This is a genomic window from Tropicimonas sediminicola, assembly GCF_900188335.1.
Classification (GTDB): domain Bacteria; phylum Pseudomonadota; class Alphaproteobacteria; order Rhodobacterales; family Rhodobacteraceae; genus Tropicimonas; species Tropicimonas sediminicola.
This window is the reverse complement of the sequence record NZ_FZOY01000006.1, coordinates 269,223-282,656: the sequence shown is the minus strand read 5'-3', so window position 1 is coordinate 282,656 and position 13,434 is coordinate 269,223. Positions and strand designations below refer to the sequence as shown.

9 protein-coding genes are annotated in these 13,434 nt (G+C 69.5%); 5 read left to right on the top strand and 4 right to left on the bottom strand.

The features are described 5' to 3' along the window. Positions 1 to 6: 6 nt before the first annotated feature. The 4 genes from CHB86_RS16550 to CHB86_RS16535 form a co-directional block, all read right to left on the bottom strand. The gene (locus CHB86_RS16550; protein ID WP_089234180.1) at positions 7 to 2,952 is read right to left on the bottom strand and encodes a DUF3427 domain-containing protein; all 2,946 of its coding nucleotides are present in this window, start codon (positions 2,950 to 2,952) and stop codon (positions 7 to 9) included. Between the two features lie 7 nt (positions 2,953 to 2,959). Continuing rightward, the gene (locus tag CHB86_RS16545; protein WP_089234179.1) at positions 2,960 to 5,560 is read right to left on the bottom strand and encodes an AAA family ATPase; all 2,601 of its coding nucleotides are present in this window, start codon (positions 5,558 to 5,560) and stop codon (positions 2,960 to 2,962) included. Continuing rightward, the gene (locus tag CHB86_RS16540) at positions 5,557 to 6,684 is read right to left on the bottom strand and encodes a metallophosphoesterase family protein (protein WP_089234178.1); all 1,128 of its coding nucleotides are present in this window, start codon (positions 6,682 to 6,684) and stop codon (positions 5,557 to 5,559) included. Before CHB86_RS16540 ends, CHB86_RS16545 begins: the two co-directional genes overlap by 4 nt. 151 nt (positions 6,685 to 6,835) lie before the next feature. Further along, entirely contained in the window at positions 6,836 to 7,813 is a 978-nt protein-coding gene (locus CHB86_RS16535) for a helix-turn-helix transcriptional regulator (protein ID WP_089234177.1), read from the bottom strand. A gap of 286 nt (positions 7,814 to 8,099) precedes the next feature. Here CHB86_RS16535 and CHB86_RS16530 point away from each other — a divergent pair, with 286 nt between their 5' ends. The 5 genes from CHB86_RS16530 (at position 8,100) to glnT (ending at position 13,248) form a co-directional block, all read left to right on the top strand. Continuing rightward, positions 8,100 to 8,765, top strand: a complete 666-nt coding sequence (locus tag CHB86_RS16530; protein WP_089234176.1) for a helix-turn-helix domain-containing protein — start codon at positions 8,100 to 8,102, stop codon at positions 8,763 to 8,765. 190 nt (positions 8,766 to 8,955) lie between these two features. Continuing rightward, positions 8,956 to 9,843, top strand: coding sequence for a class II glutamine amidotransferase (locus CHB86_RS16525; RefSeq protein WP_089234175.1), 888 nt, complete (start codon positions 8,956 to 8,958; stop codon positions 9,841 to 9,843). A gap of 1 nt (position 9,844) precedes the next feature. Continuing rightward, a complete protein-coding gene (locus CHB86_RS16520) occupies positions 9,845 to 10,528 on the top strand; it encodes a GltB/FmdC/FwdC-like GXGXG domain-containing protein (RefSeq protein ID WP_089234174.1) in 684 nt (227 codons plus the stop codon). A gap of 11 nt (positions 10,529 to 10,539) precedes the next feature. Beyond that, positions 10,540 to 11,865, top strand: coding sequence for an FMN-binding glutamate synthase family protein (locus tag CHB86_RS16515; protein WP_089234173.1), 1,326 nt, complete (start codon positions 10,540 to 10,542; stop codon positions 11,863 to 11,865). A 63-nt stretch (positions 11,866 to 11,928) separates the two neighbouring features. Beyond that, positions 11,929 to 13,248, top strand: coding sequence for a type III glutamate--ammonia ligase (gene glnT / locus CHB86_RS16510; protein ID WP_089234172.1), 1,320 nt, complete (start codon positions 11,929 to 11,931; stop codon positions 13,246 to 13,248). Positions 13,249 to 13,434: the final 186 nt, after the last annotated feature.

Sequence of the window (13,434 nt, the reverse complement as noted above, 5' to 3'; positions counted from 1 at the left end):
GAGGCGCTAGAGGGCCGGCACGCCCAGCACCTTGTGGAACTCGGCCGGAACCGGCGCCTGCAGGTCCCATTCGATGGTGATCGGCCGCTCGCCCTCCCAGGAACGGAAGCGCGGCACACCGAGGTAGAGGAACGGTGCGGCGGTGGTGCCGCGCAGCTTGGAGGCGCGGACGAAGAGGTGCACCGTGCCCTTTGCCTGACCGCTCAGGATGCGCCCGCGCGCGCTGTCCTTTCTGGTGCTGGTCTGGCTTTGCCACTGGAACCGGTCGGCGGAGAGGAAATGATCCTCGTAATGGTTGCCCTGCGCCAGACCGCCCTTTTTCAGCGTGGTCAGCAGGACGAGCCCTCCCGCGATCTTCACGATCCCGGAGTTCCAGTTGCCCGGCGAGAAGGTCGCTCCGAAGAGCGGCGGGATCTCTTCGCGCATGTATTCATGCCAGAGCCGGGGGCTGGCGATGAAGGGAGCGGCCGGTTCGGCGGCGACGGCCGGCGCGGTCTCGGCGGCTGCAAACCCGTCCAGCCGCCAGTCCACGATCTCCTCGATCAGGGCTTTCCCCGGAGGGGAGACCGGGCGGGCGAGGGCGAGCGCTCCGTCACCCGCGCGGACTAGGGGCGTCATTCGCCAGAAGTTGCGCGCAGCCGCGACGTCATCGGTCGAGGCCGCAGGGTGCCCCGACCGTGCAAGCCGAGCGTCGATCGCTGCACCAAGTCCGGATTCCGGCAACGCGCCCTCCGTGGCCAGCGCCGCCGCGAGGGCGGGATGCGCGCTGGACGCGAAGCGGCTGCGCTCGAGCTGCCTCAACAGGTCGCCGGGCAGCTTGTCCGCGTCTGGCAGATCTTCTCCCATGTCGCGCAGAAAATCCGCCCAGCCCCCGTGCCCGGTCCGGCCCGGGTCGAACCCGGCCCGGGCGAATTCCGTCGCGGTCGGCCTGCGACCCTGTCGCAGCACATGCACGCGATACCAGGCTTCGGCCTCGTCCTGCGCATCGGTCGTGCGCAGCATCTCGCGCAACATGTCGATGGCCTTCAGGTCGTAGGTGATCTCGCAGCCCGGCGGCAGATCGAGCGTGCCGTCCGCGACCGCGTCCAGCCTCTGGGACAACGAGCGGTCGCCGTCTCCTGCCGCCAGCAGCGCCCGCGCCTTGGTCAGAAACACCCGGTGGTTGCCGATGTAATCGATCACCCGGAGCACCTTGTCTCCGGACCGCCGCAGGCCGCGCCCAAGCTGCTGCAGGAACAGGATCGCGCTTTCGGTCGGGCGCAGCATCAGCACGGTGCCGATGTTCGGCACGTCGACGCCCTCGTTGAACATGTCGACGGCAAAGAGGATGTCGATCTCGTGCCGGCCGAGCGCCTCGAGCGAGGACGTGCGCGGCGCGGAGCCCTCGCCGGAGTGCACGGCCAATGCCCGCAGCCCTGCGGCGTTGAAAAACCCGGCCATGAACTCGGCATGACGGCGGGAGACGCAGAACCCGATCGCGGGCCCGTTGCCATGCGCCCGGAATTGCTCCAGCGCGTTCTGTGCCCGGGCGCGGGTGGCGAGGGCCTCGGTCAGGGCGGCCTCGTCGAAACGGGAACTGCGCCAGGGGATCTGGGCGTAATCGATCTCGTCCGGCACGCCGAAATACCGGAACTGCGCGAGGAAACCCCGGGCGATGCCCTCCTGCAGGTCGCTGCGAAAGACGAGATTGTCCCCGCAGAGCGCCAGCAGGTCCGCGCCGTCGGTTCGGTCGGGCGTCGCGGTGAGCCCGAGAAGGTAGCGCGGGCGGAAATGGTCGATCAGGCGGCGGTAGGTGCCGGCGGCGGCGTGGTGGAACTCGTCGACCACGATGTAGTCGAAAGCCTCTGGATCAAAGCGCCGCAGGTGCTGTGCCTTGGCCAGCGTCTGGATCGAGGCGAACACGACCTCTCCGTCCTCCTTGTCCTTGCCGGAATAGGTGCCGAACCGCGCCTCCGGCCGGATCCGCCGGAACGTCGCCATGGCCTGGGTCAGGATCTCCTCCCGGTGCGCGACAAAGAGCACGCGGGCGAAACCCTCGCTGTCGAATGCGGAAAGCCATGTCTTGCCGAGGCCCGTGGCGAGGACGACGAGCCCGGCGCTTTGTCCCTGTGCCCGGCTGCGTGCAAGCGCGGCCAGCGCCTCCCGCTGGATCTCGTGCGGCTCCGGGCGGTCGAGCGGCGGTTCGTCCTCCACGATCCGGCGGGCGGCCCTGGGGAGGGGCAGGCGCCGCCTGCGAGCGGCGTAGCCGTCGATCCATTCCGGCGTCAGCGGCTTCACTTGCGGATCGCGCAGCAGCGCCTCGAACGCGTCGCGCACCGGCTGCCATGCGCCGTCGCCGGCGACGGTCAGGTTCCATTCCACGCCATCGGTCAGGGCGGTGCGGCTGAGGTTCGAGCTGCCCACGATCGCGGCGCCGCCGTCCTGCGCCCGAAACAGCCACGCCTTGGGATGGAAGCTGCCGCCTGCGGTCTGGTAGACATGGATCTGCGCCGCGCCCGTCAGGTCGCAGAGCCGCCGCAATGCGGCGGGTTCGGTCACGTCGAGGTAATCTCCCAACACGAGCCGCAACCGTCCGCCCCGGTCGAGCAGGTCGCTCAGGTAGGGTTGCAACAGGGCGATGCCGCTCTCCAGGGCAAAGGCCACGGCGAGGTCGATGTGATCCGACCGGTCGATATGGCCTACGAGGTGAGCGAAAAGCGGGTCCTGTCCACCGGTGACGAGGCGAGGCGCGATCCTGCCGTCCGGGGCCGCGATGCGGAAGACGAGGTGCCCGCCGATCTCGCCGACCGTGAAGGACGCGCCGCTATGGATCCGGCGGCCAAGCTCGGCCAGCATCGCCTGCTGGTGGGCCGCGCCGAGCAGCGACCAGTCGGCGACATGGCGCGGCGCGGCAAGGCCGCCGCGCCACCGGCCATCGCACACCGGGCAGACCTTCCCTTCCGTCCGCTTCATCGACGCTTCAACCCGCCGCCACGTGCCGGATAGCGAGTGCTGTGCCGCCGAGGTCTCGGAAGGCTTTTTGTCGGCAGGAGAGGACGATGATCTGGAGGTCGTTGGCCTGCCGGGTGAGGGCGTCGAAGATGGCCTCGATGCGGTCGTCGTCGGTGTAGACGATGGCGTCGTCGAGGATCACCGGCGCGGGGGTACCGGAGCGGGCGAGGATGCGGGCGAAGGCGAGGCGGACGAGCAGCGCGATCTGCTCCTGGGTACCGCCGGAGAGCACGTCGAAGGGCTCCTCCGTGCCGGTGCGGGAGAGACCCGAGGGCAGCAGCGTGTCGGCGTCGAAGCGCAGCTCGGCCTCGGGCCAGATCATCCGGACCAGGGGTTCCAGCTCGGCCAGGACGGGCTGCACGTAGCGGTCGCGCGCCTCCGTGCGGGCGCGTTCGAGCGCGCCTGCGAGACGTTGCAGCACGTCGACCTCGAAGCGCACCGCGTCATGCTGCGCGCGCGCCGCCTCAAGCTGCCCTTGCACCTCGGACAATTCCTCGTCCACCGCTTCACCTGCCTGGATCTCGATGCGGGACTCCAGTCCCGCCAAATCATTTTCAATCTGTCGGGAGCGAGCCTCCGCCGCCTTCATGGCAGAAGTCAGGCGTTGCAGCGTCGCTTGCGCGGCATCGAGATCGGGGGCGTCGGTCTCCAGCGCGGCGCGCCTCGCGCGGGCGTCTTCAACGGCCTGCGAGAGGGCGGGGTGGGCGGCGCGCAGCCCGTCCAGCGCGGCCTGCGGATCCTCCTTGCCGGCGAGGGCGAGGGCGGCGCGATCGGCCCGCGCCGCGGCGCTCTCTCCGGCCATCGACGCCCGGGCCTCCGCCTGGCGGACCTCCTCGGCCGCACGCCGCGCGGATTCGAGGGCGGTTGCCGCGATCTGAAGCGCCTGCCGCGCGGCGATCTCCGCCTGCTCGGCCTCGGCGACGCCCGGCAGCCCGTCTTCCGTCTCGACCGGGGCGGGGAGGGCGGCGAGCGCGGCCTGCAGCGCCTCCAGCCCGTCCGGGGCCGCGAGCTTCAGCGCCGCCCGGGCCTCGCGCAGGGCAACCTCGGAGGCCGCCCGGTCGCGGGCGGACCGGCGCGCTTCGTCGAGGCTGGCAAGGCCGTGCTCGACCAGAGCGGCGTCCAGCTCGGCCAGCGCCGTCTCGACCGAGCTGCCGTCGGCGCCGGCGCCCGGGTGAACATGCAGCGCGCCGATCCCGGCGATGTCGAGCCGTCCGCCTTCGGGCAGGGCGATGCGGGTGCTGTCGGGCAGGGGGCGGCCGTCCAGCGAGACACCGTCGCCACGGCCCTCGGCATAGCGCATCACCACCGCCGGCGCGGCGGTCTCCAGCGCCTTGCGGGCCACCGAGAGCTCCAGCGCCAGCGCCTCGATCTGCTGCAACCCATCGGCGCTCAGGCCCTGCTGCGCCAGCGCGGCGAGGGTCTCGACCTGGCTGCGGCGGTCGCTGGCCGTGGCGAGACGCTGCTCCAGCTCCTGCCGCCGCGTCGCCGCCTGCGCGGCCTGTTCGGCCTTGAGCGCGCGGCGATGCCGGTGGCTCGCGGCCTCCGCCTCCTTGCTCGCTGCCTCATGCGCCCTGCGGGCGGACTCCCAGGCCGCGTCCTTGCCGGTCAGCACCTCCCGCGCGGCGGCCAGGCGCTGTTCTGCCTCGGCGAGGTGCGCCGCGGCCTCGCGGGCCTCGGCAAGCTGCGCGGCGAGCCGCTCGGTCGCCGCCGCGTGGTTCTCCAGCGCCAGCCGCGCCGATTGCTCGGCGGCGCGGGCGCGGTCGAGATCCTCGGCGTGGCGCAGCGCGGCGGCGTGGGCGGCCTCGGCCTCGCCGAGCTTCTGCTGCCGCTCCGCCGCCTCCTCGGGGTCGTTCAGGCCCTCCAGCTCGCGGCGCAGGCGCGACCGGTTGTCGAGGTCTTGGCGCAACGCGGCGGCCCTGGCGCGGAGCTCGGCCTCCCGCGCCTCCAGCGTCGCGACGCGCGTCTCCGCGTCGTCCAACGGGCCGCCCTTCCTGGCGCCGCGGCTGGTCACGTAACCGTCGAGCTCCGACCTGCAGTGGCGCAGGATGTCGTCCATCTGCCGCCCGCCGGTCATCGCCTCGATCTCGCCGGTGACGGAGGTGGCGAGGTCGCGCCGGGCGGTCTCGGTCTCCTTGCCATCGGCAAGCCCGAGCAAGCCCTGCCGCACCCAGAGCAGCCCCGCCGGCCCGCCATCCTTCGGCGCCGTGAGGAGGCCCGCCAGCCAGGCCTCCGCATCGTCGGCCTGGTGCGCCAGGTGCCCGTCGCGGAACACGCGGATCTCGCCGCGCCGCCCCTTGGTCCAGGACTTCTCGATGCGATAGGTCTGGCCGCCGCTCTCCAGCGTGACCGAGACCTCCGGATCGCCCCCGGCATGGGGCTGGAGCGCGCGCAGCTCCTTGTCCCAGGCCTTCCGGTCCTTGAAGAACAGCGCGTGCAGCGCATCGAACACGGTGGACTTGCCGGATTCGTTCGGCGCGCTCAGCACGTTCAGGCCGGGGCCGATGCCGCCGATCTCGACGGGCGTGGTGAAGCGGCGGACGTTCTGCAGGCGGATCGAGAGGAGTTTCATGCCGCACCCCGCTTGACGAAGCCGTAAAGCCGGTTGAGCGCCGCTTCCGCGATGGCGCGATCGCGCTGCGCGAGGCTCGCATCATTGGCCGCCTGCTGGAGCTCGTCGGCCGCCATCCGGAGCGCGCCGCTGCGGGCGATCTCGTCGAGATCGTCGGGGCTGTAGTCGGTCTGCAGCTGGTCCTCCACCACCGCGAAGTGACAGAACTCCGGCTTCAGCCGCTCGATGTCCTCCATCAGCGCCAGCCGGTCGGGCAGGCGGATCCAGCCGGTCATCGTGAGCCGGACCAGCGTGTCCTTCCAGGCCAGCCGGTCGGGCGGCAGCAGCGCCTCCAGGTCGGCCTGCGTCTCGGGCGTGATCCGGAGCACCGGCTGGCGCCAGTCGAACCGGCCGACGGGGATCTCCTCCACCACCGGCAGCGCGCCGGGGCCGGCGAGCGTCACCGCGAGGCAGGCGCCGCGCCCCTCGTGCTTGAACCGGTCGTGCTCGGGCGAGCCGGAATAGCGGGTCCGCTCGTTCAGCTGCCAGAGCCCGTGCCAGTCGCCGAGCGCGAGGTAGTCGAGCCGGGCACGGGCGGCGCGGTCGGGCGCGATCGTCTCCGACACGCCGTCGTCGCTGCCGAAGTCGAGCACCCCGCCATGGGCAAGCCCGATCCGCAGGTGCCCCTCGGGCGTCGCGCAGCCATCCATCCAGACGGTGAGGTCCACCCCCGGGAAGCGCCGCGGCGCCGGGGCCGGGAGCAGCGAGACCCCCGGCGCGATCTCGACCGGCTCGGGGCGGACGAGCAGGTGGACATTGGCCGGCGCATGTTCGGCGACGCTCTGCCAGAGCGGCTCGGCGGCGAGGCTGTCGTGGTTGCCGGGGATGATCCACCAGTCGAGCGACGGGTCGGCCCCCATCGCGGTCAGCGCCTGGCGGAGGACGCGGTCCGAGGGCGTCTCGGTGTCGAAGACGTCGCCGGCGACGAGGATGTGCTGCGCGCCATTCGCGCGGGCGGCCTCGGCCAGCCGCCGGGGCAGGTCGGCACGCGCCTCGGCCAGCGCGGCGCGGGGCTCTTCGGGGAAGTTGCCGAACCTCTTGCCGAGGTGGAGGTCGGAACAGTGCAGGAAACGGAAATCGGTCATGGCTCAGGACTCGCTACAGGAAGCAGGCAGGGGACGGCGGGCGGGCCGTCGACCTTGCAACAGGTGCGCTGTGAGCATGTCAGAAGCTGTCATGGGCCTGTATGTGCGACTGGAAATTGTTGTTGTTTGCCGGAACGAAATGTGAACCCTGTCACGGAAGTGCGTCGAAATCCTCCCTGCGGCCGGGATGAACCAGCGTCGCCAGCGCCTCCGGCGCCATCACGGTGACCGAATCGCCCCATTGGTAGAGGTGCCAGGCCATCTCCAGGTGCCCCGACGCCCGGAACCGCACCTCCAGCCCGCCGTCGGGCAGGGGGCGGGTCTGCTGGTCCGGGTGGAACCGCCATTCGGCCGCGCGCTCGGCGGCCTCGGGAGTGAAATGCCAGATCACCTCGCCGAGCTCCGCCTCGTGCTGGTAGGAGCCGAAGGCGCGGGCGGCATGGGCGTCGATGTCGAAGCCCGGGTCGCGGGCGAAGTATTGCCCGGTGACCTCCGGCGCCTCGATCCGGTCGATCCGGAAGTGGCGCAGTTCCGGCCCCTTGTCCGGCTGCCGCGCCACGAGATAGCGCCGCGCGCCGAGCAGCACGCCATAGGGTTCGATCAGCCGCCGCTCGCCACTGTAGCTCATCATCAGCCGGTAGGGGCCGCGCAGGGCGGCGGCGAGCGCCTCCGAGACCTCCGGGTCGATCCGAACCGCCGGGCCCGGGCGGGCCGCGATGCCGAAGGCCTCCAGCATCGCCTCGGCCTCCGCCTCCATCCGCCGCGCCTCGGTGGAGGGCAGGGCGGCCAGCAACCGGTCCCGCAGGCTGGCCAGGGTGCCGGCATGCCGGTCGTCCCCCAGATCCGCGAGCCGCGCCACGGCATACTCCAGCGCCTCCAGCTCCGCGTCCCCGCCGAGCCGCATCCGGGCAATCGGCTGCTCGCGCAGCTTCCACCGCTTGCGCCGCTCCTCGTCCTCGAAGACCTCCACCGCATGCGGAAACGCCTGCTCCAGCGCCGCCGTCATCCGCTGCGCCGTCCGATGGCTGACACCGAACCGCTCCGCAATCTCCTGAAGCGAAACCCCACGATACTGCGCCGCCGCGTGATCCGCCAATGCGAGTAAATCTCGAGCCTTCTCGAAGGACATGACGGAAATGCCTGTAATGTCGTTGTAATTCCTCGCCCGAAACTTAACCGGACAAGCCCCCCGCGGCGCAAGTCCGGAAAACACTTCCCTAGAGGAAACAACCTTGGGACATCGGCACGGACAGGCCCTCGCCCGCGGGGGAAATCGTCGCGAGGGGCCGGTCCGGTGGCGGGCTTGCTGCGGCGGTCCGGGCGGCATACGGTCGGTGGACACGGTATTTTCAATGAATCGAGATGGTTCCCGGGCCCGCGGCGCGGACATGTTTCGGAAGAGGATTGCGACCCCGATGAGCATCAAGTCCCCCGCGCAGGAAACCGCTGGCACGAAGCGCAAGGTCAAGGCGCTGTCGCAAGACCCCCATGCCGTGCGCGACGTGCGGGAGAAGAACCTCGAGGTGGCGATCGGCCGGCAGGTGCGCGAACTGCGCAAGCGTCACCGGATGACCGGCGCCGACCTTGCGACCAAGGCCGGGCTGTCGGTGGGGATGCTGTCCAAGATCGAGAACGGCGTGATCTCGCCCTCGCTGCACACGCTGCAAGTATTGGCCAATGCGCTCAGCGTCCCGCTTTTGCAGCTCTTCTCCGGGTTCGAGGAAACCCGCGGGGCGATGCATGTGAAATCGGGCGAAGGCGTCGAGATCGAGCGCGAAGGCACCCGGGCAGGCCACAACTACCAGTTGCTCGGACATATCGGCTCGAACGAATCCGGCGTCGTGGTCGAGCCCTACATGATCACCCTGACCACCGAGAGCGACCGCTTCCCGGTGTTCCAGCACGAAGGGATCGAGATGATCTACATGCTGGAGGGCATCGTGGATTATCGCCACGGTGAAACCACCTACCGGCTGGAGCCGGGCGACAGCCTGTTGTTCGACTCCGACGCCCCGCACGGGCCGGAGGGGTTGATCGAGCTTCCGGCGAGATTCCTCTCGATCATCACCTATCCGCAATAGCCCGCATCCGACGTACGCTGATTTCGTGAGCGATCCGTCCTCGGCAGGCGGGATTTCTGCCTGTCATTTGGGCGGCCGGATGCCTGTCGAAAAAATTTCTCTCTAATAAACAAATTTCACTGTCGGTGATTGTGGAGTCGCGACAGAACCGGGGCAACGGCACCTGAGCCGAAGCACGACGGAGAGAACCATGTGTGGAATCGTAGGCCTTTTCCTCAAGAAGGAAGAACTGCACCCGCGGCTGGGCGATCTTCTGACCGATATGCTCATCACCATGACCGACCGAGGGCCGGACAGCGCCGGCATCGCGATCTATGGGGCTGAAGCCGAAGGTCTCAAGATGACGCTCCAGTCCGACACCCCCGAAGAGACCTTTGCCGGCCTCGACGAGATCCTGGGCGCGGCGATCGGCGCGCCTGTCTCGCTGGTCGCGGCGGACACCCATGCGGTGCTGACCCTGCCGGGGGAGGCCGAGGCCATGGCACGGGCGTTGCTGGCCGAAAAGGGCATCCGCGTGATGGGCGTGGGCGAGACGATGGAGATCTTCAAGGAGGTCGGCCTGCCGAAGGATGTCGCGGCGCGGTTCGATATCCGCAGCAAGGGCGGCAGCCACGGCATCGGGCACACCCGCATGGCCACCGAATCCGCCGTGACCACGCTTGGTGCGCATCCCTTTTCGACCGATGCCGACCAGTGCCTGGTGCACAACGGGTCGCTGTCGAACCACAAGAACGTCGGCCGGGTGCTGAGCCGCAAGGGCTTCGGGCCGCAGACCGAGAACGATACCGAGGTCGCCGCCTGCTACATCTCCTCGCGGCTGGCCGAGGGGCTGAACCTGGGCGAGGCGCTGGAAGGCGCGCTCGAGGATCTCGACGGCTTCTTCACCTTTGTCGTCGGCACCAAGAACGGCTTCGGCGTGGTCCGGGACCCGATCGCCTGCAAGCCCGCCGTCATGGCCGAGACCGACGACTACGTCGCCTTCGGCTCCGAATACCGGGCGCTCGCCAACCTGCCGGGGATCGAGACCGCCCGCGTCTGGGAGCCCGAGCCCGCCACCGTCTATTTCTGGGAACGCTGAGATGCAGACCATCGACCTTGCCACCACGCCGCTGCGCGACCTGAACGCGATGCTTCAGGCGCAGACCGACAACACCAACCAGACCAGCTGGGAGATCGTGAATCCCAAGGGCGCCCACGCGCTCGCGGTGGGGCTCGACGCGCCCATCGAGGTCACGGTGAAGGGATCCACCGGCTATTACTGCGCCGGCATGAACAAGCAGGCCACCGTGCGCGTCACCGGCTCCGCCGGGCCGGGCGTGGCCGAGAACATGATGTCGGGCACCGTGATCGTCGAGGGCGATGCGAGCCAGTATGCCGGCGCAACCGGCCGCGGCGGTCTGCTCGTCGTCAAGGGCAACGCCAGTTCGCGCTGCGGCATCTCGATGAAAGGCATCGACATCGTGGTGCATGGCAGCATCGGTCACATGTCGGGCTTCATGGCCCAGAGAGGCAACATCGTCGTGCTCGGGGATGCCGGCGACGCGCTCGGCGACAGCCTCTACGAGACCCGGATCTTCGTGCGCGGTACCGTGAAATCCCTCGGCGCGGATTGCGTCGAGAAGGAGATGCGCCCCGAACATATCGAGATCCTGCGCGACCTGCTGGAACGCGCGGGCGCCGACGCCAGCCCGGAAGAGTTCCGCCGCTACGGCTCGGCCCGCAAGCTCTACAACTTCAACATCGACCACGCCGGCGAATACTGAGGAGCCCTCCCATGGACGCGACCCCACACACCACGCCCCGGCAATCCTGGACCTTCTCCAACGAGACCAACTCCGAGATCCGCCGCGCAGCCGTCACCGGCATCTACGACATTCGCGGCGGTGGCGCGAAGCGCCGGGTGCCGCATTTCGACGACCTGCTATTCCTCGGTGCCTCGATCAGCCGCTATCCGCTGGAAGGCTATAGGGAGAAATGCGACACGGCGGTGACGCTCGGCACCCGCTTCGCCAAGAAGCCGATCGAGCTGAAAATCCCCGTGACCATCGCCGGCATGTCCTTCGGTTCGCTCTCCGGCCCGGCCAAGGAGGCCCTCGGCCGCGGCGCGACGCTTGCCGGCACCTCGACCACCACCGGCGACGGTGGCATGACAGAGGAGGAGCGGGGCCATTCGGAGAAGCTGGTCTACCAGTACCTGCCGTCGCGCTACGGTATGAACCCGGACGACCTGCGCCGCGCCGATGCGATCGAGGTCGTGGTCGGGCAGGGCGCCAAGCCGGGCGGCGGAGGCATGCTGCTGGGCCAGAAGATCACCGAGCGCGTGGCCGGGATGCGCGACCTTCCGGTCGGCATCGACCAGCGCTCCGCCTGCCGGCACCCGGACTGGACCGGGCCGGACGATCTCGAGATCAAGATCCTCGAGCTGCGCGAGATCACCGGCTGGGAAAAGCCGATCTACATCAAGATCGGTGGCGCGCGTCCCTATTACGATACCGCGCTTGCGGTGAAGGCCGGGGCCGACGTTGTCGTGCTCGACGGCATGCAGGGCGGCACGGCGGCAACGCAGGACGTGTTCATCGAGCATGTCGGCCAGCCGACGCTGGCCTGCATCCGGCCGGCCGTGCAGGCGCTGCAGGATCTCGGCATGCACCGGGAGGTGCAGCTTGTGGTCTCCGGCGGCATCCGCACCGGGGCCGACGTGGCCAAGGCGCTGGCGCTCGGTGCCGACGCGGTCTCCATCGGTACGGCGGCGCTGGTGGCGCTCGGCGACAACGACCCGAAGTGGGAGGCGGAATACCAGAAGCTCGGCACCACCGCCGGCGCCTATGACGACTGGCAGGAAGGGCGCGACCCGGCCGGCATCACCACCCAGGACCCGGAGCTGATGGCACGGCTCGATCCCGTCGAGGCGGGGCGGCGGCTGCGCAACTACCTCAACGTGCTGACGCTGGAATGCCAGACGCTGGCGCGGGCCTGCGGCAAGAGCCACGTGCACAACCTCGAACCCGAGGACCTGTGCGCGCTGACCATCGAGGCCGCCGCCATGGCCGGTGTGCCGCTGGCCGGCACCGGCTGGATCCCCGGCAAGACCGGCTTCTGAGCTTCCCCGGGCGGGGCGCCGCGCCCCGCCCGCAACGATCACGACAAGAACAGGAATGGACGAATGACCGATCTGGCCGAATTCGCCCGCGAACAGGGCATCAAGTACTTCATGATCTCCTACACCGATCTGTTCGGTGGACAACGCGCCAAGCTCGTGCCGGCGCAGGCGATCTCCGACATGCAGGTCGACGGGGCGGGCTTTGCCGGCTTCGCCACCTGGCTCGACCTCACCCCCGCGCATCCCGACATGCTGGCGGTACCGGACCCCTCGACCGCGACGCCGCTTCCCTGGAAGCGCGATGTCGCCTGGGTCGCCGCGAACTGCGTGATGGAGGGCGAGGAGGTGGAGCAGGCCCCGCGCAACGTGCTGCGCCGCCAGATCGCCGCTGCCGCCGAGCACGGGCTCAGGGTCAAGACCGGCATCGAGGCCGAGTTCTTCCTGCTGACGCCGGACGGGCTCACGATCTCGGATCCCGCCGATACAGCCGAGAAGCCCTGCTACGACCAGCAGGCGGTGATGCGCCGCTACGACGTGATCGCCGAGATCTGCGATTACATGCTGGAGATGGGCTGGGGCCCGTACCAGAACGACCACGAGGATGCCAACGGCCAGTTCGAGATGAACTGGGAATTCGCCGACGCGCTGGTCACCGCCGACCGCCACAGCTTTTTCAAGTTCATGGTCAAGTCGGTGGCCGAGAAGCACGGGCTGCGCGCCACCTTCATGCCCAAGCCCGTCGAGGGGCTGACCGGCAATGGCTGCCACGCCCATATCTCGGTCTGGGATATCGAGGGCAAGACCAACGTCTTCGCAGCCGAGAAGGGGGCGGGTCAGACCGCCGAACTCGGGCTCTCCGAGCAGGGCGCGCATTTCCTCGGCGGTATCATGAAACACGCCGAGGCACTGGCCGCGATCACCAACCCGACGGTCAACAGCTACAAGCGGATCAACGCGCCGCGCACGCTCTCCGGCGCGACCTGGGCCCCCAACACGGTGACCTGGACCGGCAACAACCGCACCCACATGGTCCGCGTGCCGGGACCGGGCCGGTTCGAGCTGCGCCTGCCGGACGGGGCGGCGAACCCCTACCTGATGCAGGCCGTCATCATCGCCGCGGGCCTCTCCGGCATCCGCTCCAAGGCCGACCCCGGCCCGCGCTACGACATCGACATGTATGCCGAGGGGCACAAGATCACCGATGCGCCGAAGCTGCCCCTGAACCTGCTCGACGCGATCCGCTACTACGACGCGGACGCGGAGCTCAAGGCGATGCTCGGCGAGGATTTCTCGGCCTCCTACATGAAGATGAAGATGCAGGAGTGGAACTCCTTCGTCTCCCACTTCTCCAACTGGGAACGTCAGCACACGCTCGACATCTGAGCCACCGCGCGTCCTGACCCCGGGCCATCCCGGCGCCGGGAGCCCGTGACCCCAATCCCGCCCACCACCCTTGGTCGTGGGCGGCCGCGGGCACGGGCCGGGCCGGATGTTGCCTGCGACCTTGCCGGAACCTGCGGTCGGGGCCGCCACCGCGGGTCCGGCGCCCCCAAACCCTGCCTTCCCAAA

Bases quoted from the DNA above. Each gene is read 5' to 3' on its own strand.
- CHB86_RS16550 (WP_089234180.1), bottom strand. From the start codon at position 2,952: ATGAAGCGGACGGAAGGGAAGGTCTGCCCGGTGTGCGATGGCCGGTGG.
- CHB86_RS16545 (WP_089234179.1), bottom strand. From the start codon at position 5,560: ATGAAACTCCTCTCGATCCGCCTGCAGAACGTCCGCCGCTTCACCACG.
- CHB86_RS16540 (WP_089234178.1), bottom strand. From the start codon at position 6,684: ATGACCGATTTCCGTTTCCTGCACTGTTCCGACCTCCACCTCGGCAAG.
- CHB86_RS16535 (WP_089234177.1), bottom strand. From the start codon at position 7,813: ATGTCCTTCGAGAAGGCTCGAGATTTACTCGCATTGGCGGATCACGCG.
- CHB86_RS16530 (WP_089234176.1), top strand. From the start codon at position 8,100: ATGAGCATCAAGTCCCCCGCGCAGGAAACCGCTGGCACGAAGCGCAAG.
- CHB86_RS16525 (WP_089234175.1), top strand. From the start codon at position 8,956: ATGTGTGGAATCGTAGGCCTTTTCCTCAAGAAGGAAGAACTGCACCCG.
- CHB86_RS16520 (WP_089234174.1), top strand. From the start codon at position 9,845: ATGCAGACCATCGACCTTGCCACCACGCCGCTGCGCGACCTGAACGCG.
- CHB86_RS16515 (WP_089234173.1), top strand. From the start codon at position 10,540: ATGGACGCGACCCCACACACCACGCCCCGGCAATCCTGGACCTTCTCC.
- glnT (WP_089234172.1), top strand. From the start codon at position 11,929: ATGACCGATCTGGCCGAATTCGCCCGCGAACAGGGCATCAAGTACTTC.